Source organism: bacterium (assembly GCA_021371935.1).
Taxonomy (GTDB): domain Bacteria; phylum Armatimonadota; class UBA5829; order UBA5829; family UBA5829; genus UBA5829.
The window spans coordinates 23055-46259 of the sequence record JAJFVF010000013.1; the positions used below are offsets into that span (position 1 = coordinate 23055).

General features: G+C 51.4%; 19 protein-coding genes. 13 read left to right on the plus strand and 6 right to left on the minus strand.

Translation table 11 applies throughout. The features are described from left to right. Positions 1 to 435 precede the first annotated feature (435 nt). From LLG46_10190 to LLG46_10240, 11 genes are all read left to right on the plus strand, one after another. Complete coding sequence (locus LLG46_10190) at positions 436 to 2898, plus strand: sodium-translocating pyrophosphatase (GenBank protein MCE5323667.1); 2463 nt, start codon at positions 436 to 438, stop codon at positions 2896 to 2898. A gap of 164 nt (positions 2899 to 3062) precedes the next feature. After that, positions 3063 to 3845: a rhomboid family intramembrane serine protease gene (locus LLG46_10195; GenBank protein MCE5323668.1), complete on the plus strand. Its 783-nt coding sequence runs from the start codon at positions 3063 to 3065 to the stop codon at positions 3843 to 3845. Between the two features lie 9 nt (positions 3846 to 3854). Continuing rightward, complete coding sequence (locus LLG46_10200; GenBank protein ID MCE5323669.1) at positions 3855 to 5750, plus strand: DUF5693 family protein; 1896 nt, start codon at positions 3855 to 3857, stop codon at positions 5748 to 5750. Between the two features lies 1 nt (position 5751). Next, complete coding sequence (csaB, locus tag LLG46_10205) at positions 5752 to 6825, plus strand: polysaccharide pyruvyl transferase CsaB (protein MCE5323670.1); 1074 nt, start codon at positions 5752 to 5754, stop codon at positions 6823 to 6825. Positions 6826 to 7030: 205 nt separating this feature from the next. Next, positions 7031 to 7891 carry a hypothetical protein gene (locus tag LLG46_10210; protein MCE5323671.1) on the plus strand — a complete coding sequence of 287 codons (861 nt, stop codon included), beginning with the start codon at positions 7031 to 7033 and terminating at the stop codon, positions 7889 to 7891. Between the two features lie 49 nt (positions 7892 to 7940). Then, positions 7941 to 8519: an LPS export ABC transporter periplasmic protein LptC gene (gene lptC / locus LLG46_10215; GenBank protein MCE5323672.1), complete on the plus strand. Its 579-nt coding sequence runs from the start codon at positions 7941 to 7943 to the stop codon at positions 8517 to 8519. Between the two features lies 1 nt (position 8520). After that, entirely contained in the window at positions 8521 to 9267 is a 747-nt protein-coding gene (locus tag LLG46_10220) for a hypothetical protein (protein ID MCE5323673.1), read from the plus strand. Between the two features lie 80 nt (positions 9268 to 9347). Continuing rightward, positions 9348 to 9821, plus strand: coding sequence for a BON domain-containing protein (locus tag LLG46_10225; protein ID MCE5323674.1), 474 nt, complete (start codon positions 9348 to 9350; stop codon positions 9819 to 9821). Between the two features lie 13 nt (positions 9822 to 9834). Continuing rightward, positions 9835 to 10434, plus strand: coding sequence for a MarC family protein (locus LLG46_10230; protein MCE5323675.1), 600 nt, complete (start codon positions 9835 to 9837; stop codon positions 10432 to 10434). Between the two features lie 212 nt (positions 10435 to 10646). Next, entirely contained in the window at positions 10647 to 12530 is a 1884-nt protein-coding gene (locus LLG46_10235; GenBank protein ID MCE5323676.1) for a PAS domain S-box protein, read from the plus strand. A 7-nt stretch (positions 12531 to 12537) separates the two neighbouring features. Next, positions 12538 to 13602 carry a dipeptide epimerase gene (locus tag LLG46_10240; protein MCE5323677.1) on the plus strand — a complete coding sequence of 355 codons (1065 nt, stop codon included), beginning with the start codon at positions 12538 to 12540 and terminating at the stop codon, positions 13600 to 13602. Positions 13603 to 13744: 142 nt separating this feature from the next. Here LLG46_10240 and LLG46_10245 read toward each other — a convergent pair whose 3' ends face one another. Genes LLG46_10245 through LLG46_10265 form a run of 5 tightly spaced genes read right to left on the minus strand, consistent with a single transcriptional unit; the run spans position 13745 to position 21033 of the window. Continuing rightward, entirely contained in the window at positions 13745 to 15544 is a 1800-nt protein-coding gene (locus tag LLG46_10245; GenBank protein MCE5323678.1) for a family 20 glycosylhydrolase, read from the minus strand. A gap of 56 nt (positions 15545 to 15600) precedes the next feature. Then, positions 15601 to 16353, minus strand: a complete 753-nt coding sequence (gene recO / locus LLG46_10250) for a DNA repair protein RecO (protein MCE5323679.1) — start codon at positions 16351 to 16353, stop codon at positions 15601 to 15603. Between the two features lie 3 nt (positions 16354 to 16356). Beyond that, a complete protein-coding gene (locus LLG46_10255; GenBank protein MCE5323680.1) occupies positions 16357 to 19221 on the minus strand; it encodes a hypothetical protein in 2865 nt (954 codons plus the stop codon). 35 nt (positions 19222 to 19256) lie between these two features. Beyond that, the gene (locus LLG46_10260) at positions 19257 to 19934 is read right to left on the minus strand and encodes a class I SAM-dependent methyltransferase (protein ID MCE5323681.1); all 678 of its coding nucleotides are present in this window, start codon (positions 19932 to 19934) and stop codon (positions 19257 to 19259) included. Positions 19935 to 19941: 7 nt separating this feature from the next. Further along, positions 19942 to 21033 carry an aldose 1-epimerase family protein gene (locus LLG46_10265; protein ID MCE5323682.1) on the minus strand — a complete coding sequence of 364 codons (1092 nt, stop codon included), beginning with the start codon at positions 21031 to 21033 and terminating at the stop codon, positions 19942 to 19944. A gap of 162 nt (positions 21034 to 21195) precedes the next feature. Here LLG46_10265 and hisI point away from each other — a divergent pair, with 162 nt between their 5' ends. Both hisI and rlmN read left to right on the plus strand, forming a co-directional pair. After that, positions 21196 to 21567 (plus strand): phosphoribosyl-AMP cyclohydrolase, encoded by a 372-nt coding sequence (gene hisI, locus LLG46_10270; protein ID MCE5323683.1) that lies wholly within the window; start codon positions 21196 to 21198, stop codon positions 21565 to 21567. Positions 21568 to 21840: 273 nt separating this feature from the next. Continuing rightward, positions 21841 to 22851 carry a 23S rRNA (adenine(2503)-C(2))-methyltransferase RlmN gene (gene rlmN / locus LLG46_10275; protein ID MCE5323684.1) on the plus strand — a complete coding sequence of 337 codons (1011 nt, stop codon included), beginning with the start codon at positions 21841 to 21843 and terminating at the stop codon, positions 22849 to 22851. Positions 22852 to 22862: 11 nt separating this feature from the next. On the opposite strand, the gene LLG46_10280 is transcribed toward rlmN, so the two are convergent. Continuing rightward, positions 22863 to 23126 (minus strand): hypothetical protein, encoded by a 264-nt coding sequence (locus LLG46_10280; protein MCE5323685.1) that lies wholly within the window; start codon positions 23124 to 23126, stop codon positions 22863 to 22865. Positions 23127 to 23205: the final 79 nt, after the last annotated feature.

The window sequence follows — 23205 nt, forward strand, 5'->3', positions numbered from 1 at the left end:
TCATCATTCCAGGGCGTAATTCCGCATGTGCAGGAACACCAACGTCCATAGTCTGAAACGGTGTGTTTTGCCAAACTTGAAAATCATACCATAAATGAGCGATTGTCGTCAATAAAAGAATTGGCACAAAGTTGAAGTGAAGAGGTCTAGCATAATCATATTGCGATGTATGTTCGTGCGTAGAAACCTGAACAATTTCCATGCGCCAGCTTTCTTGACACGGCCTCAGCCTTGCCTTATAATCTTGTGGGATACGGGGTTGTATCCAGTTGCAAGAGACGCCGCAGGTCTCGCAGCAGTAATGTGAGAAGCGGCATTTTGTTTGCCTAGCCCGAATTATGCGGGAAGCGCATAATACGGGTCTCCGAGAGCGTTATTCACGTTCTTCGTGAATAATGTGGGCAATAAGTACTTTTCAAAGGGGGAAGTCAAAACATGCACTGCGAGTCCAAGACTCATAGCAGGCTTGGCAGAATGTTTATCGGGCTCGTCTCGATGGTTCTGCTGGGCATAGTGCTACCGTCCGCGGCATTCGCCAGCGAAGCAATCACGCTTCCGAAATTCGAGGAACTGTCCATTATGTGGCCCTCAGTTTTGGCGGTATTTGTCTGCGCGGTTATCGGTCTGTTGTTTGGGTTGATGTGGTTTAGAGCCATCAACAAGGAAGATCCGGGATCAAAGGGTATGGTCGGTGTAGCCAAGGCTGTTCAGGAAGGCGCACTGGCATATCTAAAAAAGCAAGTAGCCACGATGTCCGTCTTCGTGATTATCATTGCTATCGGCCTGATATTCCTATATAAGAATGTTGAGGGATTCGGCGGCACTGACCGCGTCTTCCATGTCATTCCTATCTATGTTGGTGTGAGCTTTGCGTTTATTCTCGGCGTGGCCGCATCGTATCTTGCGGGATTCATCGGTATGATGATGGCCGTGCGCGCAAATGTTCGCGTTGCCAATGCCGCTCTTTCGAGTTTCAAGCATGCGCTTTATGTGGCGTTCCGCGCGGGCGGCGTCTCCGGTATGGCGACAGTCGGTCTAGGTCTGATGGGTGCTTGTGCTGTCTTCTACCTCTTCGGCAATGAGTCGATGAAGGTCCTTATTGGATTCGGTTTTGGTGGATGTCTTGCCGCCCTCTTTATGAGGATCGGCGGTGGTATATATACAAAGGCTGCTGACGTGGGCGCCGACCTTGTAGGCAAGGTCGAACAGAGTATTCCTGAGGACGATCCTCGAAATGCCGCCACTATCGCCGATAACGTCGGTGACAACGTCGGCGACTGCGCCGGTATGGCTGCCGATATCTTCGAGAGCTATGAAGTCACTCTCGTTGCCGCGATTATTCTCGGCGCCGCCGCATCGACCACACTCGGTCTTGGTGCTGCCGGTCTGGCGCTGGTTGTCTACCCGCTTCTCATCAGAGCTTGGGGTGTGGTTGCGTCGATCATCGGCATCTACAGTGTCAAGGGTTCTGATGATATGGATATGAACCCGATGGTGCCTATCAACAAGGGATTTATAATCGCATCGATTTTTGCGACGATTGGTTTCTTTGGCCTCAGCTACTACGTTTTTGAGATGAAGGTCCCGGTTGCCGGTTTCGAGTGGTGGAGATTTGCTCTTGCGAACCTCAGTGGTATCATCCTGTCCGTGATCATCGACAAGATGACCGAGCACTTCACTGCAATCGACGGCAAACCTGTCACCGAGTGCGCCAAGTCTGCAAAGACCGGTCCGGCTACGATCATACTTTCCGGTTTTGCTTCCGGTCTTGAGTCGAGTGTCTGGGGAATAGTCGCGATTTGTCTCGCAATCCTTGCCAGCGTGCTGCTCTTCAAGGGCGACGCTGCGATGGCTGCCTACGGAATCGCACTTTCCGGTCTTGGACTCCTGACCACCACAGGCTTCATGCTTGCGATGGACACATATGGCCCGATCTCCGATAACGCCAACGGCATCTTCGAGATGTCCGGTGCTTTGAAGGACGAGGGTGAGGACTCCAACGCCGAAAAGATCGTTGCCAAGCTCGACGCGGTGGGCAACACGACCAAGGCTCTCACCAAGGGTCTGGCTATCGCAACCGCTGTTATTGCGGCTACGGCTTTATTTAGATCATTTATGGCTGACGCCGGTCTGCTGAATGTTGGTATCCGCATCGACATCACAAACGTCTTTATCGGTCTGCTGATCGGCGGCGCGGTGCCGTTCCTGTTCAGTTCATTCGCCATCAATGCGGTAACCCGTGCGGCATTCGACCTGGTGCAGGAAGTCCGCAGACAGTTCCGTGAGATCGTGGGTATTATGGACTATGATCCACGAAGCGGTTCCGACAAGGGCAAGCCTGACTACCAGAAGTGCGTTGCTATCTCCACTTCTGCTGCTCAGAAAGAGCTGATGAGTCCTGCAGTTTTGGCTGTCAGCGCGCCGATCTTGGTCGGTTTCGGCCTGGGTTTTGGTGATATGAACGGTGCTGCGGCTCTCGGTGGATTCCTTGCAGGAACAATCGTCACAGGTCAGTTGATGGCGGTTCTCCTTTCCAACGCGGGTGGTCTCTGGGACAACGCTAAGAAGAAGATCGAAGATGGTATGTTCGGCGGCAAGGGCACACCCGAGCACAAGGCTGCTGTCGTCGGCGACACGGTCGGCGATCCGTTCAAGGATACTGCCGGTCCGGCTCTCAACCCGATGATAAAGGTTATGAACCTGGTCGCGGTGCTGCTGGCTCCGATTGTCATACAGCCGATGTCGAATGCAGTGCGTGCAACGATTACGATAGTTGCGCTGCTCGCTCTGACTGGTGCGACACTCTGGAGCAAGCGCGGCGGACTTGATGTGGATACGAATGAACCATCAAACCCTAGTTCAACACCCGATGACGAACGCGAGACGGTAACAGTCTAAGCACTTATCGGGTGATATAGAACACACAAAGGCGGGGGATATTTCTCCCGCCTTCTTTATTGTACTATTTATGGTGGCGCTCTTTGCGAAACTGCTTCCCCTGCCGGGAGGATTGTGGTACAATGACGCTGGTTTCAGGAGTACATTTATAGAAAGGCCGACACGTGATCCCACTTGCCGACGACAACCCGACACGAACCAGACCATACGTGGTCTATGTTCTGATATTGCTTAACATACTGGTCTATTTATATGATCGCATGGGGGCTATAGGTCAGTTCGGCAGACTTTATGATTGGTCATTGATCCCCAGTTTTTTGATGACCGGTGCGCCAGTGACAAAGGAGATAGGTGTCATCTCCGACGGCATGCAGAGGGTGATCGATATAACATACACCGGGCTTCATCCCAGGTGGCTCACGATTTTCAGCTCAATGTTTATGCACGGCAGCCTGGTACATATTGGCGGCAACATGCTCTATCTGTGGATATTCGGTAACAATATCGAGGACAGCCTGGGGCATGGACGGTTCATTTTCTTTTATCTGGTATGCGGCTTGGCTGCGGCAGTCGGGCAAGTAATTCTTAATATCAGCTCCACAGTGCCGATGGTCGGCGCAAGCGGAGCCATTGCCGGTGTATTGGGCGCTTACCTGATACTCTATCCTCGACAGGACATCAGAACACTGGTATTTCTGGGCTTCTTCTGGACATTTATCGAAGTGCCGGCTCTTTTCGTGCTTGGAGTATGGTTTGCCACACAGCTATTTGGCCTTGCCGGAAGCGGCGGAATGGTTGGCGGCGGTGTAGCATATGGAGCGCATGTCGGCGGTTTTATTGCCGGAGTCATATTGATAATCATCTTTGGTGGGCGCAGGCTCAAAGGTCCGAGGCGCTATTGTCGACGCCAGTCGACATACGATTATGCCTCGCGCAGATGGGAGTAGGGTGCCGTATTGAAAAGACAGGTTATCGCAGTATTGCTGCTTATCGTCGGGCTTGCGGCGGCATGCTTTGTCGCCGGAAGCAGAGCGCGTTTGGAATCCCGGAATAAAGCTGTCGAACTTGTTCTTGATTATGGAGAGATTCAGGAACTTGCAGCCGCCTCGGGAATATCTGCAAAAGAAGCAGCAACCAGATTCAAGCAGGCCGGAGCCACAAGCGTCGCCATAGATGAGCAGACCATGGCCGATGCCATCGATTCCAGATTGGTTGTGCCATACAGTGACCGGCATTTCGCGGTTGCAGGAGGGCAGGCCGAGCGTATTATCCCGCACCTGAAAATGGCTCTGCCGAGGATTGCCGACCGCATCATAAGCACCCCGGTTGATGACGGTTCAGGCAAGTCGTTTACATATCTGACGCTGGATGCCTCGGTTCCTATGGAATATCTCGAACAGATCCCCATCGGTCTCGATGAGGATGCCATAAAGACCGTGCGCGACGCTGGTCTGATGCCCGTTGCCAGGCTCGTCAACTATACTGGCGCGACTCCTGACGCGGTAAATGCAATTCTTGCGGATGTCAGGCAAAGCGGCATCAAGACTGTGATATTTTCAGGCGACCAGGTCCTCGGGTTCAAAGGATCAGTCAAGGAAACCGCCAAAGCATTTCAACACAACAACCTCTACTTCGGGCGAGTCGAGTTTTCCAAGCAAAAAGGAGAAGAGAGGCTGGCATATAACCTGCCTGCAAACCTGATCGAAGTCCACAGCATCACTCAAAACGAGATGCCGACCATGGACCAGCCGAGCATTGTCGAACGGTTCCAGAAAGCTGTTCGAGAACGAGGCGTAAGGATGGTTTATGTGCGCATGTATGACACATCTTCGAGCGCCATTGTCTCAAACAATGCAAAATATGTGAATGCAATTGCACGCGGCATTCGCAGAGACGGATATACCCTGAAGTCTGCGCATGCGACGGGTGAACTCGCGATACCCAGACAGGTGCGCATGGTTGTGGGGGTCGGCGTAGCGGCGGGAGCGATACTGCTGTTACTTTCGGTATTTAACCTTTCTGCAGCGGCGGCCTGGGTCTGGTCGATAATATTGATTGCCGGTTGTGCGGGTCTGGCAGGGGTTGGAGACACGGGTCAGAAGGCTGTGGCGCTGCTTGCGGCACTGGTGTTTCCGGTGTTGGCGGCCATTAATGCCGTTAATGGATCGCCGGACTCGCCAAAGACTATGCCAATGCCGTATTTGCGGACTCTCGGGCGTTTTGCCGGGGCTGTCATCACGACTGCTGCGGGTGGAATGCTCATTGTGGGGCTGCTCAGCGAACGCGATTTCATGCTTCGGATCAATCAGTTTGCCGGTGTCAAACTCGCTCATCTGCTGCCGGTGCTGGTGCTTGCGCTGGTCTTTGCATCTCGCATTGCCTGGGTGAGGGGCACATGGAGCGCTCAGAAAGAAAAGTTTATCCGCACGATTAAGGAAGTGTCGTCGAACCCGATGTTGATCTGGCAGGTCGGACTTATGGCCGTGCTTTTGGTCATCGTTGGTATTATGGTCGCAAGGTCGGGCAACGATGCCGGAATGGGGGTCAGCCCGCTTGAGCTGAAGTTCAGAGCCGTTCTGGACAAGGTCCTCTACGTCCGCCCTCGAACGAAAGAGTTCCTGATCGGCTATCCTGCTGTGATTCTCGGCATTGCCTTTGCGCTCAAAGGGCGCAGGGCTTGGGCTGCGCCGCTTATCGTGATCGGCTCCATCGGCCTTATTTCAGCGCTCAACACGTTCTGCCATATCCATACGCCAATCGTTCTGAGCCTGATAAGAGTGCTCAACGGTGCCGTTGTCGGCGGACTGATTGGTCTTATTCTCTGCCGGGTCTTTCGTGAACAGGCTGCATGATATGTCCAAGAGGATCGTAATCTCAGGCTATTACGGGTTCGGCAACACGGGCGATGAGGCGGTGCTGGACGGCATGCTGGCAGCGTTTCGCAATCTTGGTCTGGATGTCGAGATCACGGTGCTCTCTGCCGATCCTACCCGCACGATTGCCGAGCATCCGGGTGTGATATCCATGCACAGATACAGCCCTGGCGCGGTAATAAATGCGATCCGCAGAGCTGATCTGGTCATCAGCGGCGGCGGCAGCCTGATCCAGGATGTTACCAGCGCAAGGTCGGCGCAATATTATCTGTATGTACTCAGACTGGCGCAGTTTCTCAGACGGCCTACGATGGTATATGCGCAGGGCATCGGACCACTGGACAGACCCAACATCCGTCGGTATGCAGCTCGCATTCTAAACAAAACGAAGCTGATTACCGTGCGCGACAGCGATTCCAGAACGCTTCTGGAGTCCATGGGTGTAAGCATCCCGCCGGTGCATGTGACAAGCGACCCATCTTTTTTGGTGGAACCCGATCTGGAGGCCGCGAACGATCTGTTGGATAAACACGGCCTGCAGAGCAGGGCGCTCATGGGTGTGTCACTGAGGCCATGGATTACCAATGACTGGCTGCATGCAGCAATAGACGGCATATCATCTGCGTGCGAGGAGCTTGATGTCACTGCTGTGGTGATCCCTATGCAGGAATCAGAGGACATGGAGGTAGGTACAAAGCTCTCAAAAGGCGTGATGGTTGGATGTGGAGGAAATCCGCGAACCATTAAGGCTGTAATTGCCGGGTGCGGCCTGATGGTGGGGATGCGGCTCCACTCATTGATATTTGCGGCTGATGTGGGTGTCGCATGTGTCCCTATAGCGTATGACCCGAAGATCACAGCATTCGCAAGCTCAATAGGGCGGGGGCCGGGTATGGATGTGAACTCGCCTGATGCCGGCAAATTAAGGGATGCGATTGTTACTGCATGGCATGAACGCGAGGCGCTGGGTGTGAGTGTTGGTGAGCATGCCAAACATATGCGCGAAATGGCGCTTGAGTCAGGGAAGATGGCTGCAGGGCTTCTGGAACAATAGCTCTTAAAACACGGTCAAAGACATAGGCACAGTAGGGGTCTTGCGTGATTATGACTGCTACTTGCTTGCAAAGTCATTGTCGAGTATAATTTACGAGGTCTTGTTTCGTGAAGTGACGAAACGCCTCAATATTGCGCTGACTGCTGGACGGCGGGTCTGGACTTTCCACTTTCCACTTTCGGCTGTTTTCGAGGAGAGGTCGTTAATGAAAAGATTCTTCATATTGGTCGTGATCGCAGGATTGATCGCTGTAATATCCGGCTGCGGCGGTGGGGGAGGCGGAAGTTCCTCATCCGGCACTACCACTCTTGGCGACAGCATTATTACAGGCAAAGTGGTAAGCACAAAGTCCGGTTCGCCGGGTGTGGCTGATGTCATTGTAAGACTTGGCACAACCACTCTGACAGCAACGACCGACTCGGATGGCAATTTCCAACTGGACATTGGTTCCAGTTCAGCAGGGGTTCCGGCATATCTTCAGATTGACCCGAGCGGCGCAGGCACCGGCTATTCAAAAAGCTACACTGTGAAATATAGGAATCAGACATTCCTTTCGAATAATATCACCATTCCTGCGACCGTGCGTAATGGTAGTGTCAGTGATCTTGGTACATTCACAATAACTTATGTAGACGGCGAGGATATGCCTCCGGTGCCGTTTACCAGCAAAAACACGGTACTTACCGGAAGAATAGTGAGTTCTTCGACTGCTGCCGGTATATCAGGTGTGAAGGTCAGCTTTGGGACACCTTCCTATACGGCAACGACAGGCGCTAAGGGTTACTTTGAGATTGACCTTGGGCTGGAGGCGGCGGTTGATGTGCTGCTGCCTGGGAGCCACATCTTCTCGATTGATACAAGCAATGCAGGATCTGATTATCCGACCAGCCTGCTGGTGTCATACAGCGGTTCATCGACATTGTCTCAGAGTTCAATCCCTGTCCCGGACAGTATATATAACAATACGTCCACCGATTTTGGCGTCATAACGGTCATCACAAGTTCCAGTTCGAGTGATGATGACGATGATGACGATGATGATCCTCCTATACCACCGGCATTTTAATTTTGAAGAAGTCCTCCCTCCTGCTTAGGCCGGAGGGAGTTTTTTGCATATGGGACGTATAGCACACAAACGAATAGCCGCGATTACTGTGGTAATACTTGCTTTATTGGCATGGGCTTTTAGGCACTATGCGCCATATTCGCGGCAAAATATAGTCAGGCAGCCTCCCGCTGTTGTCCTGGAAATGGAGGATGTCAGCCTTGTCGGACTTGGGCATGACGGAAAGCTGTGGAGTGCCAAAGCAAAAAAAGTAGAGATCGGTCAGAACCGTTCCATAGCAAAGCTGCGCGAGATCGACAGCGGCAGGATATATGACGGCTCAAAAGTCGTGCTCAAGGCAAAAGCAGGCAAGGCTGTTTATAACGCTTCCAGCAGGGACCTGGCTCTTAGCAGGGGTGTGGAGATACTCGGAACGGATGGCCAGAGAGTGGCCGGAGAGGGTTTTGTATGGAACTCCGCGGCATCCTCGCTGCGTAGCATGGGAGGAGTCAGCTTTCAGACTGATAGGTGCAAAGCTTCGGTCGACAGGTTGGCTGTTGACATGAAAAGCAAAGAGCTGAAGATGTGGAACGTTAATGTGAAGATAAAGCTCAATGGCACTCAGAACAATCCTCTGGAGGCGCAATAGTATGCGTGTTAAGTGGCTTGCGATCATAATAATTGCGGCAATTGTGGCTGCGGCAGTTGTTTCGGTTGCTGCTCAGGATACAAAAAAGCCTAAGGCAAATTCAGGAAAGTATGAGGAAATGTCATATCGCGCGGATGCCAGTGTTGCAAAATGGGGTGGTGTGAATACTGCTCTTTTGAGCGGCAATGTAAAATTCGTCCATGTAGACACCACACTCACATCAGATAAAGTCCTTTTTGACCAAAAAGCAAACACAGCCGACTCTCCGGGTCCCATCAAAATCACCGATCCAGAATGCGATATTACCGGAAAAAAGGGTTTTGCGGACTTCAACAAGAGGCTGGGCATCATCGAGGGTGATGTGGTGATGCTCCTGAAGCCGAAACTGACACCCGAAGAGCAAAAGTCGCGCCAGGACAAAGGCAGCCAGGATATGAAATCCAAACTCAAAGAACCGACCACGATATCATGCCCCAAGCTCGAATATCAGTATAAGAAAAAGGTTGCAACGGGCACCGGTGGTGTCTACTTCAAGCAGGAGAAGAGGGCGGCTAGCGCGGATAAGGCGATATATGATGTCAAGGCCGAGAAGCTCACGCTCATCGGGCATGTAAAGGCCGTAGACGAGAACGGCCAGACGTTTGAGACGCTGGATCGGGTAACTTTTACACTCAAAAAGGGTGAAGAGAAGATGGAAGGCACCAACGTCAGCGGCTCCATAAAGATCGACATGGATGAGGAAGAATGACGCGCATCAGTCAAGTTTTGTCATGATGACCCTGGGGTAACCCTTCACCGGATGTTGTATACGATGGAGGGCTTCACTCAATGGTCACGCACAAAGACAGGCAGATTGAGGAACAAGTCACTGTTACACTGAGGAACGATTCGCGTATCGACCTGAGCGAGATAAGTGTGCATGTCGATGATGGGGTGGTATATCTGACCGGCACTGTCGACAGCGCAGCCGAAAAAAAAGCCGCATGGGAAGATTTGCAGGCCGCCACAGGTATAGATCGGGTCGTCGACGAGCTTGTGATTCGCAATTATATTGACCGCAGCGATGAAGAGCTGCGACACTCCGTCAAGCAGTTCCTAATCCGCGATATTGACGTGGATGCCAACCCGATAGATGTCGAGGCAAGAGACGGTGTTGTGACGCTGAAGGGCAGGGTGGCATCGTATGCGCAGAAAGTGGAGGCCGAGTGCGTGGCATGGTGGATACCGGGCGTCACCGATGTGATCAGCCATCTGGAGGTGGACGGCATCTTCGACCCATTGGCTGAGGAAACGGACTATTAGTCACGCACCTTATATGGATTTCCAATCATTTATAACTGAGTTGGGGACACTTGCGGTTGCGTTTATCATAGTGCTCGACCCACTGGGAGCACTGCCTATCCTGGTGAGCCTGGATTCTTGCCTGAGCACAAAGGAGAGGCGCGGCCTTACATACCGAGTAATAATCGGAGCCACCATTTTGCTCCTGGTGTTCATTTTTACCGGCACGTTTATGTTGTCCCTGTTCAATATCACACTCGATGACATGCGCATCGGCGGCGGTCTACTGCTGGTAATTATAGCTATCAATCTTGTAGTTCATGGCAGAGTCAGCTCAGACCAGTCCGAGGAATATCGCGCCGCAATTGTGCCGTTGATATCGCCGCTTTTGATAGGTCCGGGTGCAATTACCGTGGCAGTCGTTCTGGCAACGATCCATGGAGTCTGGATAACGAGCATAGCCGCGCTCATTGCCATGTTCATATGCCTGATTACTTTTATGGCTACTGGCGTCATTCATCGTGTTATAGGTGATTCCGGGACCGCTCTGGTAAGCCGACTTATGGGTGTATTGATAGTGACGATCGGTGTAAGCTACATCAGAATCGGGGTCCTGCACTTAATAAACAGATAGGTTTTAGATATGCGATAATGAAGGTCACAGTGCGCGACAACTGTTGACATTGCCCGATAATATTGTTATCATTTTGAATAAAGGCTGAGAGTCAATGTAATATGAGGGCATAGTAGTTGGTAAGGACTTTAGATCAACAATACTCTCCTGATAATCCTCTTTGTGATCCAGAAAATGTACGGATCACAGATCTTCTGCAGCAAGACCAGGCAATGGAAATTGTAAATGCTTTTCGTATGGACGGATTGTCGGAAGCCGCCATATTTGTCAGTCAAGACTCCAACTTATATACGCTTGACGATCTTTACGGTCTTGATGAACCAGCCGGTCTGGCGTGTGTAGCCCCACTTGCAAAACAGTCAATTGAGACCGGTAAAGTTCAACATTGTAGCAATGAAGACGGCATGATGGCTGTAGCATATCCCGTATGGCTCCGCTATCGTGGAAAATCTTATCTAAAGGGATGCCTTGCTGGTTCTCCGCCAAAGCCTGTGACTCGAAACATGTTAAAATCATGCGGCTATATTATGGGGATAGTTGCAGATTCACTCACGGAGAAAATTTCCGCAGCATTCCTGTCGGACATCGTGAACAGGGATCGTCGTGAACTTGAAGAAAGACTTAAAATAGTTGACAATACCATTGTGGATGTGATAAACAGCGTATCGGCTGCGTTCGTGCTTATCAGCAGTGATATGACGGTTGCCTGGCACAACAATATGCTGAGCAAAATGTGTGGTCATGCAAATATTGTCGGCAAAGTCTGTCACAAAGAGATTTGGTCCAGCAACAATATATGTGCCGGCTGTATGGTTAAACAGACGCTTGAGACCGGCAAGCCACAATCAGGAAACATTCGCGTCGGTTCAGCCTCAAGAGGAACTCATTATTATAAAGTTGCGACTGCGCCTGTTTTCAATGAATCCGGTGAGGTTAAATACGTGCTTGAGCTTGTTCAAGATATCACGGAGGCATGGGAGACTGAGTCCGAGCTTGCGCGCTATAAACGTCTTGTCAATAATTCAGATGATTTGATGTTCATATGCAATGGAAAGCTGGAGATATTGGCTGCAAACCACAAATTTTTGGAATGCACCCAGTACAAGGAACGAGAGATTACTGGTATGAGTGTATTCAGCATATCTCCGCAGCATGAACTTGAAAGGACGCTCAAGACCTCGGATACACTTCGCACCACCGGCATGATGATGAATTTTGGGCAAATTTTGAAAAAGGACGGCAGCATCATACCGGTTCAGATGTTTTTTACGTACGACAGCAAAGCCGACATCTATGAGGCTGTGCTCAAGGATATGTCAGAGCGAATGCGTCTTGAACAGGAAATACGCACAAGGTCCGAGGAACTGCAGGCACAAAATTCAAAGGCAATGGCAGCGATTGAGGAGAAGAATCGTTTCTTCCGCAATGTCTCGCATGAGCTGAGGACCCCTCTGACATCCATCATAGGTTTTGCGGAACTGCTTTTGGAAGACACTCAGGAGCCATTGTCCGAGCGTCAAAAGGCTCAATTAGGCAGGGTTGTGGGCAATTCGCACAAGCTCCTGGCGATGGTCAATGACCTATTAGACTTAAGCAGGCTCGATGCAGGAAGAATGCGTCTGGAGTGTGGAAATGTCAATGTCGAGGAGATGCTGGGTCAGATCGTCTGTAATATGATGCCTCTTGCTCAAAATAAAAAATTGAGTGTCAGCGTAAGCATCCCCAAAAAGCTGCCCGTCATTATAACAGATGAGCAAAAGCTGGGGCAGATCGTGGTAAACCTGCTTTCCAACGCCATTAAATTTACTCAAAGCGGCGGTGTTACTATCAAAGCCGTCAAAAACGCTAAGTTCATATCCATTTCGGTAAGCGATACAGGTGTCGGCATTCCTGAGGGCGAGTTGGAAGAAATATTTATGGAATTCAGCCGTGGAAGCGCGAGTAATGTTGGCACAGGCTTAGGCCTTGCTATAGCAAGACGGCTTGCCGGATTCCTGGGCGGGGAAATAAGCGTAAGCAGCAAAGTTGGCGTGGGATCGACGTTCATGCTCAAAATGCCTATTATGCAAAAAAAAGACTCGCGCTGTGCGGTATAATCTGAATATGCAGTGTATTGATGATATAAATGCGCGCTGTATTGACCTGCCGCTAAAAGAGACATTTGAGACCTCACAACGCACAGCCACGTCTTCGCCTGTTGTCATTGTGGAGTTGATATCGGGCGGCACGACTGGTTACGGAGAGGCTACACCCGTTCGATATGTGACCGGCGAGGACATCACGAGCGTAATCAACGATATCTCTGCGGCTGCAAGTGCGCTTCGTGGAGCAAGGCTGAACGAGTATAGGCTTTCATCGAAGAAACTTGCCGAAGTGCTGCCGTATGGAAGATCTGCCAGAGCCGGGATCGAAATGGCAATTTTTGATGCGTTTTGCAAGAGTCTCGGCATACCCTTATATGCGTATCTGGGCGGCGCGCCTTTGAGGATCGAGACGGACGTCACCATACCAATCTGCAGTCCCGAGCATGCCCGCGAAAAGGCTATTGAAATGGCCGGCATAGGTTTCAGGCAGTTTAAGATCAAGGTCGGCAAGCGCGAAGACGAAGACATTGCACGGGTGAAAGCGATTGCCGAGGGCGCGCCTGGGTGCAGGTTCATAATAGACGCCAACCAGGGCTTTACTCCTGCGAGAGCGGTTGAGTTTATAGACGAACTGCTTGGTCAGGGTCTAAATATCAGAGCATTCGAGCAGCCCGTGGATGCAGCCGACCTGGATGGGATGCGCCTCGTTACGGAGAGATCCAGCGTGCCTGTATTTGCCGATGAGTCTGCTCAAAGTCCGTCTGATGTGATCGATATCATACACTACGGAGCTGCAAAGGGCGTAAATGTCAAGATTCAGAAGTCCGGCATGGTGGGAGCGCTGGAGATCAAGTCGATATGCCGTGCAGCGAAGCTGGGGCTGATGTTCGGCTGTATGCTCGAATCCAAGATAGGCCAGTCGGCGGCATGCCACATAGGCTGTGGAACAAATGCATTTACAGTCTTTGACCTGGACTCCGATATGCTGATCGCCGATCAGCCTGTAAAGGGTGGGGCTGCAAGACGAGGACCTATTCTCAAAGTGTCAGACAGGCCGGGGCTTGGTTGCGAGATTATGTGTTGAAAATAGAAGATGCTGCTAGCCCGGATTATGCATTATCCGTATAATCCGGGGCTTCCTAAAGCAGCTTCGTATTGTTAATGCCCGGCGTACCGAGAGTGCGGATTCCCGCCGAGCCATATTCATCCTCCAGACGTTGAAGGTCTCACACTTTTATATTGCTTATACTGTCCTCAAGACCACCAGGTCTGTTTCGCAGCAGCCATACCTTGCGGTGTTCGTCCTTAATCTTTTCGCCCTCTGCATCGAATCCGCTCGGCTTTGGTCCTCCCAGTCGCCATTTTCCTGCTTTTGTGGATAGGTGCATAATATTGAAGAGGAACTTAAGCTCTTGGCGCACCAGATCGGCGTCGCACGAAGTCATCTTCTCGCCTGCAAGGTTCTTCTCAATGTCCTTGAGGAAGCCTTCGAGCACATCAAAGTCTTCCGATTTGATGTGTTTGAGCAGCGGATCGTTTTCTTTATCCCTGAACAGCACAATCCATGGGATTGCGCAATTAAAAGCACGCTTCCTAAATACCATATACGCATTACCGAGGTCATAGAATGCCTTGCCGGACTTGAGCGTCATATCGCCGAATGCATGGATCGAGAGGTTTTGGGCAATTGTCTTTTTCATATCGGGTTTTGAGTTCCATGAAGCCATTGCCCCGGCCATAAACCCGAGATACTCGACCGAGTTCGGGTTCCAGTGGCCGTTGTCGCCCCAACTGGTGTTTAACATGCCCACGGCTCCGTTTGCGAATCCATTTTTGGCTGCGTTTGCGATGTTGCCTATGGCGTTGTCGGTCCTGCCGGTAAGTGTGCTCCAGGCCGACGTGCCAGGACAGACATAGAAAGGTATGCCGGAGTCGGCGAATTTGGCCGAGTTTTCTGCGAACGGGTGCTTTGCTTCATATCCCCATTCCAGCGCGACAATATCATTGGGCAGTTCGGGTATCAGTTCGGGGTGGCGGATTATGATATCACCCCAGAACTGCATGGTGCGACCGCGCTCGGTGACCAGCTTATAGATATCCATCAAGAAATCGAGATAGACTCTGTCGGCACCGCGTTCTTTGCAGAGTTTTTTGCTGCGGCCAAAGCCGAGGTCGACGGTCTCATCGCAGCCGACATTGAAACTGCAGCTTGTAAAGTGTGGGAGCAGTTCGTCATATAGACCGGCCAAGAAAGGCAGGCTCTTTTTGCTCGCCGGGCTGATGCTGTATGGTTCATCCATGTATCCCCAGTCCGTCATTCCGCCGTGGGGCAGTTCGGCCATAGGGCGGTATTTGTCATGCGTGAGCCATCTGCGGAGGTGGCCGAAGGAGTTCTGATTGGGAACGAGTTCGATGAACCTTTCGCGGCAGTAGGCGTCGAGCTGGAGTATCTGCTCACCGGTCATCGGACATGCATGCTCCCAGACACTCGGGTGAGCGAGGTATGCGAATGTGTGCTCGGTGTATAACTGAAACTGGTTGATCTTCCAGTCCGCAAGCAGGTCTACCAGATGATATAGGGTCTCCATTGTTGGGACCTTGTCCCTGCTGATGTCGAGCATGACGCCGCGCTCGGCCATATCCGGCCAGTCTGATATGGCCAGACACGGCAGTTTTTTGCCTGACTGCCGGGCAATCTGCTTAAGAGTGCATGCGCCGTAGAAAGCGCCCGCGGGAGTGGAAGAAGTGATCTCGATCATATCGGGTTTGATGACCAACTTGTAGCCGTCGACAGGAATGCCAGATGTCTCGTCTACGATAAATTGCAGCCCGACAGAGCCTTTGGGCGCGAGTGGGCTCGCCGTGACTTCCAGATCAAAGCCTGTCTGCTTTGCAGCAGGCATGAGACAACTGGGTTCGTCAGAGACGAACTGAATGTATTTTTTACCTGTGGGATCGAATTCGCCTTGTCGCACAGAGAGCTTTTTCGGCACCGGCGCGAGGTAGAGTGTCGAGTCTTGAGTCATTTTTCCCCTCATAATATATGAAAATGCAATGCCGCGAAAACGGCATATTGTTCAGTTTACTCCATGTGCATTATCGAGTCAATAAAATCCGTGCTCTTTAGATCATGTTCGAGTCGATATCGAATATGCCACCTCAGAACATTTGAAAGGTCACGCAGAGCGCCCTTGGGAAACTTGAAGCTCTTGAGCATTTGTGGCTCGGCGTTCTTCAGCGCCTGCGCATATGAGACGATTGCTCCGGGGACCCATATCGCGTCATTTGGAGCCATGCCGCAATGCGCGCAGACTATGCCTCCCAGCGCCGGACTGAACGCGACCCGCTCGCGTCCGATCTTCTTGCCGCACCTAAGACACGCCTCGAAATGAGGCTCATACCCCAGTATGGCGAGTGAGTGAATTTCAAAATATCGAGCGGTGATCTCGGGATTCGCGCCGCTCTCCAGAATATACATTGCGCTCAGCAGAGTGTCGAAGAGGTCCGGGTTGGGCTGCCGCTCGTCCACGAAGCTGTTTGTCAGTTCCATCATGTAGACCGCATATGCGATCCCCTCGATAGACCGCTTCACGTTTGGAAAAGACTCTCTTATCTCCGCCTGTGTGAGCACATCCAGGTCACGGCCGGTCGACAAAAACATCTTTGCATATGTGAACGGCTCACTGACTCCAGCCAGTTTGCTGCCCGCGCGCCTTGCGCCCTTTGCCACAGCCGAGAGCTTGCCCTGCTCGCGGGCGTATACGGTGAGGATTCGATCCTTCTCGCCCAGGTCGATCCTACGCAGGACTATTGCGCTGGCTGAGTATGTTCTCATGACCTATTCAAACCCCGACAAATCCGGCATATGCTGCAGACCCAACGCACGAGGGTTGCCCTGGATCAGGTTGGCCATATTGTTTCTGACCTTTATCTCGAGGTTGTTTGGCCCGACATGCGCAAATTTCGAGATATCCAGCGTATACGGCTCCCACAACCTTTTGCCGACCGATTTTCCGTTGACGATGACTTCCGCCGAATCACGCACGTCATGCAGGTTGAGTATAAGCGACGGATAATCTTTATCAAGCTCGAATGACGCCTTATATATTATCGTGCCGGAGTAGAACGGGTAGTCCATTTCGAGTCTGAACGGGTTTACCTCACCCGTCGGATTGATTACGATGTCTTTGCCTGCTATATGCACGCTGAAATTGCCGACCAGCCGCAGTGGTTCGCTGAGCTTTGTAGGCGATATGATCTTAAAGTTATTCTCACCTGTGCGGAGCATGCTGCCGACATCAGCATGTATGTCCATAAAGTCGGTCAGGAAACTGTCGGCAGAGCCATGGCAGCACTCAGTGAACTCGACACGCTTGTCGTTGACGTATACCTCGCAGTTTGCAAAGTCCTTATCCACTATCATCTCGATACCTTCAGTCGGGCAGTTTATTTCGACCTTTGCCTCATACGTCCCGGCATACTGACTAAAGTCGGGCGCATCGGCTACCCAGTTCACAGGTATATACCTCGGGTCAGTGCGCACATCAATCTCCATTGGTTCCGACCCGTCGCCCTTGCCCTGATATCCAAAATGATAGATCGAAGCGACATTATAAGTAACCTCGACATGCAGGTCCTTTATTTCTACCGGCACAGGTTCTTTCGACAGATTCGGCCTGGGCTTGGCGTCCGGCATGCCGCTTACGATGAAATATGACTGGTTCGGCTGGAAACGTAGTTCCATCTGGGTCTTCGGTCCGGCTTTTTTGCCCTCGATCTTCGTGTATTCGCCGGTCTCCTGATCATATATTGCGGCGTCGGGATAGTCCTTGAGCATAGCCATCACTTTGCGGTGTTTCTCGGACCTGTTGAGCAGGAATGTGATCTTATGGCCGTCTTTTTCGCGTCGATAGGCCATAATATCGTCCGCTCCGCCGCCTGTTATCTGCACGTCGTCGTTAAGCTGTTTGCGCAGGATCTCAACATATGAGACCAGTTCTTCCGAGCGCACGAAGCTCGCGCCGCCCGTGGCGTTGGGCAGGTTCTGAGGCTGAGGCTCCATTGCTGTGTGGAAGAATGTGGTGTTCACGCCCGAGGCTGCTATCTTCCTGAGTAGAGTCGCTTCATCCGGGCGCATATACGGCGAGGACGGCACGATCAGCACCTCATATTCCTCGTCAGCCAGCTTCATCCTGCCGTTTTCAATGTCGGCATGTGATATGGCCTTGAAGTCGAGCAGGTCGAAGTCGATCTGGTTCTTTATCAGCTCCAGGCACAGCGAGTTCAGGAAGTTATCGATCTGCAGGAAACTGGGTGTCGCAGCATCAGTCTGATAGCTGGACCATAAGCCGCTCAGCGGATACATCACCGCCACCTTGCATATATGTCTGCCGCCGCAGAGCATCTTCTCCAAGTTGCGCAGATAGCCGGTGTAATAGTCGAAGTCGTCCCAGTGAGGCGACTGATAGAAAAAGCTGGGCGGTGACTCCCGCTTGCATGTGGACGAGATGGTGTGAAAGATCGCATGCGGGACCATCAGATTGATGCCCAGGGCGTATTGCCAATCCGTGACGCGCTTTAGGTTGGTGAATGTGGTGTCCCAGTCCATGATGCCGAAGCTCTCGCTCATGCACCGCGCTTTGCCGGATATATGAGCCTCGGACGAGCATATCTTGTGGCCGATGATCGAATTATACCAGTTGCCAAGGGTCTGCTTGGTCAGATGATCGACACCGGGGATGTCCTCATTGCGCATAGTGTCGAACATATTGCCCTGAAAGCGTATCTGGTAGCGCAGAGGCTCTTCGTTGTTGTTGTGACCCGTATAAACCACGCCGTGCTCGCGGCACCAGCCGCCCAAATTGGCATGATACCTCTGGTTGAACAGGAAACCCGCATGGTCCCAGTAATCCGCCCTGAACGCTGTTCCCTCACGTCCGGCGTAGAAGAGATATGGGATCATCTGAGCCGGGCTATATCCGAACCGTGATTCAAACGTCTCGAAGTAATCGTGAGTATACGGCAGATTCCAGTCATCATAACCCACACTGACCCAGTAGATCGACGGCTCGTCAGTGAAAATCGCGCGTATAGTCTTGCCGAACTCGTTACCGAATCGCTTGAAATACTCGTCATATGTAACTGTCTTGAAGCAATTTACCGCCGCATATGAGAGAGTGTCTACATAGAACGGGTCATATTCGAGAGTGCAGTTGAATATAGTCCAGTCGCCGGTGAGAGCCTTGACGGCGGCGATATCGGCGAGCAGTCGGGTCTTTGTGACATTACCGCCTTCTATATTTGCCGCCAACATATAAAGTCCAGGCTCGAAAGTGTCGATATCCAGCTCGTAGATCGGCTTTGCATCCACATGCAGATACTTGCTGCGATAGTCGGGGTCATGCTGCTGGACGGTCATCCCGGCGGTGCCGCTCGGCCAGTTGAACTCGTCATAGATCCACACATGCATATCGCGCTTTTTAGCCTCACGCACGCATAATCCGAAGAGGTCGAACCATTCATCCGAAAGATACTCGCACTGCAACCCGTAGCGTGGATGCACGATGACCTCATCAATGCCTTTTTCATGCATCATATCGAACTCACGAACGATGTGCCATTCGTCCATTCGGCCATTTAAGAACCAGAAAGGCACCGGCGAGGATATTTCCCTGCTCATATTGTTAAGTTTTTCAGAATTCAAATTCATTCACCACTTGATGTTAATCATATATGCCGCTAAATCGCTTTTGCCAGGTACAATTGGTAGTTCAGGCTTGTATTCACAAAACCGCCCTGTTGCCGTATATCATTCAAAGCCTGCTCACGCATCTCGGACTTTGCCTCCTTACCCATGAGAGCATAAGTCGATGTAGATTCCATGGTCTTGATATACGATTCGCAATCAAGGGTCGACTCCATATGATACTTGAAGACTTGAGGGTGTTGAAACATGCCAGAGTAAGCGATATCGGATTCCCATGGCTCATTGTCATGACCATACCAGAACAGCGCGAGATACCCGCCATTTTTCAACAATTGGCGGCACTTACGATATCTGATATCTGGCTCAAGCCAGTTAAAAGCCTGTGCACTGAAGATGAGATCGAATTTCATATCACCGGCAGGTATCCACTCTTCAAAAGAAGCTATATCAATGCTTACTTTAGGATAGCATGAGCATTTCTGAGTCAAAATGCCAGCCAGGTTCATACCTGGTTCGATACAATGAATCTGAAAGCCCCTTTTTGCAAGTAAAGTTGTCGCCTTGCCGGTGCCTGCACCGATTTCCAGCAGCCGATCATCCGTAGTGAGTTGAGCTTTATCGATGAGGTCATCTATGAGCTGTTCCGGATACGAAGGCCGGTTTTCCTCATAAACCTGAGCTACTTCATCCCAAGGATTTCTTTTACCCATTGTTGAACTAAGAGCCTTTGATCTGTGATACGCTATCTTCAAACTCCGCAACTTCGTCCGCATCGGCAAGCACGCCTATCTCGATATGATATTCGCGTGACTCGCCGGGCTTCAAAAACTGCAGAGTGCCGCGCTCGCGCTCCTTTGCCCGGCCTTCCACCAGGCAGTTCGCCGGTTCCATCCCCACCACATATTCCTGTGTTCCATTCATCTTCCACTCGATGAAATTCGGCAGTTCGCTTTTGTTATACCGCACATAAAACCCGAACACATCGCCTGCGGGCATGTTCTTGTTGATCAGCGCAGCCTGCACCCAACCGTCCGGGTCGGCTGCCATCTCGTGATAATAGCATCGCTCGACAAAGCCTGCCGTTGGAGCATCCATTCTATAGAAATGCTCCTCATCGACCTCAGCGTCAGTATCGCGGGGCGCTGCATGAAGTGTGGGTGAGATAAACAGAGAACCCTCGTCGAGCGCCGGAAAACCGCCGTTTATGTGATACAGAATCATGTGCGGGGTCCTTCGCGGACCCTCGTTTGTGACGATATCATGGATCGACAGTTTGCTCTCGCCAAGCAGTGCCGACACTTTGCGCCTGAGCGTCACGTTTTCGCCAAACACGCGTGACTCGCGAACCTTGCCAATAGCCCACATCTTGTATTCGTCCCCATACCACTCGCCGTCCACATAGACATTCGAGGCGGGAGTGTTGGCTATGCGCCCATGTATGCCGAGGCTTTCGCCCATATCTTCGCATGGCGAGCCAAGATATGTCAGCCCGCATGTCGCGACAAGTCCGCCTGGAAATGACCTGAGCCATCCGAGTCCAGGTTCTTCATAGAGCGCCGGGGTGAGTTCACCAGCCGCTGTTCGCCATGAAAGCGGCCTGCCGTTATGTTCAGCTATGGTGATATCCATGCCTCTGCCCGGCACCACCGTAAAGTTCAGCCCACTGCCTGTGCGAAACTCGACAGCCTCGACACCCTTATGCGGACCGTCATCGAACATGATCTTTCTGGCTCCGCCGACCTGGGATATGTCGCCGACTCTATCGAGCAGTTCCTGCCTGGCATATTTCCTGCCCCAAAGTATAGGCATACGCCTCACCTCCACTAAATGGCTAATTAGCGATCATAGCGCCACACTCCTACCCAAGCAGGCCTGTTTCGTGTAAAATATAAATGTGTGTATTTACCAAAATGCTGCACTTTCATATATATAGAAGAATCGGGCATTGATTTCCGGGGAGGACTTATCTTAATGGATGACTTTTTAGATAGCCTGAAATATGACTCAAACGGCTTGGTCGCCGCAGTGGTGCAGGACTATGAGAACAACGACGTACTCATGGTCGGCTATATGAACCGCGAAGCAGTGAAGGCCACACTCACCACCGGCAGGACCACATTCTGGAGCCGGTCAAGGCAGAAGTTCTGGATAAAGGGCGAGACATCCGGCAATATCCAGGCCGTTAAAAATGTTTATGTTGACTGCGATAAAGACTGCCTGCTCGTCAAGGTCGATCAGAAGGGCGCAGCATGCCATGAAGGCTATCGGAGCTGCTTTTTCAGGGAAGTCGATTCGGATGGCAAAGAAGAAATAATCAGCGAGAAGCTGATGGAATCGTATTAAGACAGGAAATAGGTAACAGGAAATAGGAAATAGATAACAGGTGCTTAAGGTTGGAGAATAATGCTGAGTGTCCAACCATGTCATTCCCGACTTGATCGGGAATCCAAAAGGCTGCACCACAATATAGCTTAAGTGCCTGGATTTCCGCATTCGCGGAAATGACAAAACGCAAAGGTTTGTTTGTTGTTTCGGTGTTCGGTGTTCGGGTGCGATATCCGATCGCACCCGAAAGAGAATTTTACTCGCTATCTCCTCAGGTATACTACAAACACTATGGAACTATTCGGACGTGACAGAGCCGAGCTGGAGTCATATTGCAAACAGCTCGGCCATCCTACTTTCAGGGGCAGGCAGCTTACGGACTGGCTCTATAAAAAGGGCATTCGCACTTTTGACGAGATGACCAATCTGCCCGCAGCCCTGCGCGAACAGTTATCAGGTTCATGCACGATCTATCGCTCACATATACTGCGCCGGTCGAAGTCGTCCGACGGAACCACAAAGTTTTTGCTGGAACTCGCTGACGGTGAGACGATAGAGACAGTCCTACTGCCTTATGCGGATCGCCTGAGCGTGTGTGTGTCGAGCCAGGTCGGCTGTTCGGCGGGCTGCATGTTCTGCGCCACAGCCATGTGTGGGCTTATCAGAAACCTCACAGCCGGTGAAATTGTCGACCAGGTGCTCACACTGCAGGAGCAGGCCGCATCGAGGGTGACGCATGTCGTTTTCATGGGCATGGGCGAGCCGCTTATGAATATGCAAAATGTGCTCAGGGCTGTCCATCTGCTCAATGACGAGGTTGGGATATCCATGCGCAGACTCACCATATCCACTGTCGGTATCACGCCTGTCATCAGGAAACTTGCCGGGATGGACCTTCAACTCACACTTGCAATCTCACTGCATGCTCCCGATGATGATCTGCGCCAGAGTCTGATTCCACTGGCAAAAAAGTTTCCACTGCGTGACCTGATCGAATCATGCAGGCAATATGTTGACCGAACCAGCCGCAGGATCACATTTGAATATCTGCTGATATCCGGCGTAAACGACAGCCCGTCGCATGCGGAAAGACTTGCAACTCTGCTCAAGGGGATGCTCTGTCATGTGAACCTGATCCCATATAATGAAGTCCCCGGCAAGCCATATAAAAAGCCGTCAAAGAAGTCGATTGCCGCGTTTCGTGAGGTGCTCGACAATAATGGCATCGACGTCACGCAGCGCATGGAGCGTGGGCATTCAGTGTCGGCCGCATGCGGCCAACTCCGTCGTTCCACATTATAAAGCCGGATGAGCTATGCTGCCCGGCCGGCTGCAAGTTTTCTGATGTCAGCAGCGTCCCTGTCGGCTATGTTGCGAGACTGAGCATGTTCGAGATTGCGAGAGATGTAACGCAGCAGACAGCCCGGTGAACACAGGTCAAGGTCTATATTCGAGCAGAATAGCTCCTTATTCGATCCTGCATATCTGATTTCGATGCTCGACATTACAAGCCATGAGTCACCGTTAGTGGTCTGTTTCCCGCATTCCTCACACACTTTTACAGTGCGTATCGACATATTTATGCCCACCTTTCAATAAGCGCTAGCTCTATAATACCCATAAAGAATCGCACTAATCTTATTTTCTAAAAACCCG

What these genes read in the sequence shown, in the direction of transcription:
- LLG46_10210 (MCE5323671.1), top strand. Translation starts at nt 7,031, where the DNA reads ATGAAAAGATTCTTCATATTGGTCGTGATCGCAGGATTGATCGCTGTA.
- recO (MCE5323679.1), bottom strand. Translation starts at nt 16,353, where the DNA reads ATGAGAACATACTCAGCCAGCGCAATAGTCCTGCGTAGGATCGACCTG.
- LLG46_10245 (MCE5323678.1), bottom strand. Translation starts at nt 15,544, where the DNA reads ATGACTCAAGACTCGACACTCTACCTCGCGCCGGTGCCGAAAAAGCTC.
- lptC (MCE5323672.1), top strand. Translation starts at nt 7,941, where the DNA reads ATGGGACGTATAGCACACAAACGAATAGCCGCGATTACTGTGGTAATA.
- LLG46_10235 (MCE5323676.1), top strand. Translation starts at nt 10,647, where the DNA reads ATGGAAATTGTAAATGCTTTTCGTATGGACGGATTGTCGGAAGCCGCC.
- LLG46_10240 (MCE5323677.1), top strand. Translation starts at nt 12,538, where the DNA reads ATGCAGTGTATTGATGATATAAATGCGCGCTGTATTGACCTGCCGCTA.
- csaB (MCE5323670.1), top strand. Translation starts at nt 5,752, where the DNA reads ATGTCCAAGAGGATCGTAATCTCAGGCTATTACGGGTTCGGCAACACG.
- rlmN (MCE5323684.1), top strand. Translation starts at nt 21,841, where the DNA reads ATGGAACTATTCGGACGTGACAGAGCCGAGCTGGAGTCATATTGCAAA.
- LLG46_10225 (MCE5323674.1), top strand. Translation starts at nt 9,348, where the DNA reads ATGGTCACGCACAAAGACAGGCAGATTGAGGAACAAGTCACTGTTACA.
- LLG46_10260 (MCE5323681.1), bottom strand. Translation starts at nt 19,934, where the DNA reads ATGGGTAAAAGAAATCCTTGGGATGAAGTAGCTCAGGTTTATGAGGAA.
- LLG46_10190 (MCE5323667.1), top strand. Translation starts at nt 436, where the DNA reads ATGCACTGCGAGTCCAAGACTCATAGCAGGCTTGGCAGAATGTTTATC.
- hisI (MCE5323683.1), top strand. Translation starts at nt 21,196, where the DNA reads ATGGATGACTTTTTAGATAGCCTGAAATATGACTCAAACGGCTTGGTC.
- LLG46_10265 (MCE5323682.1), bottom strand. Translation starts at nt 21,033, where the DNA reads ATGCCTATACTTTGGGGCAGGAAATATGCCAGGCAGGAACTGCTCGAT.
- LLG46_10280 (MCE5323685.1), bottom strand. Translation starts at nt 23,126, where the DNA reads ATGTCGATACGCACTGTAAAAGTGTGTGAGGAATGCGGGAAACAGACC.
- LLG46_10230 (MCE5323675.1), top strand. Translation starts at nt 9,835, where the DNA reads ATGGATTTCCAATCATTTATAACTGAGTTGGGGACACTTGCGGTTGCG.
- LLG46_10220 (MCE5323673.1), top strand. Translation starts at nt 8,521, where the DNA reads ATGCGTGTTAAGTGGCTTGCGATCATAATAATTGCGGCAATTGTGGCT.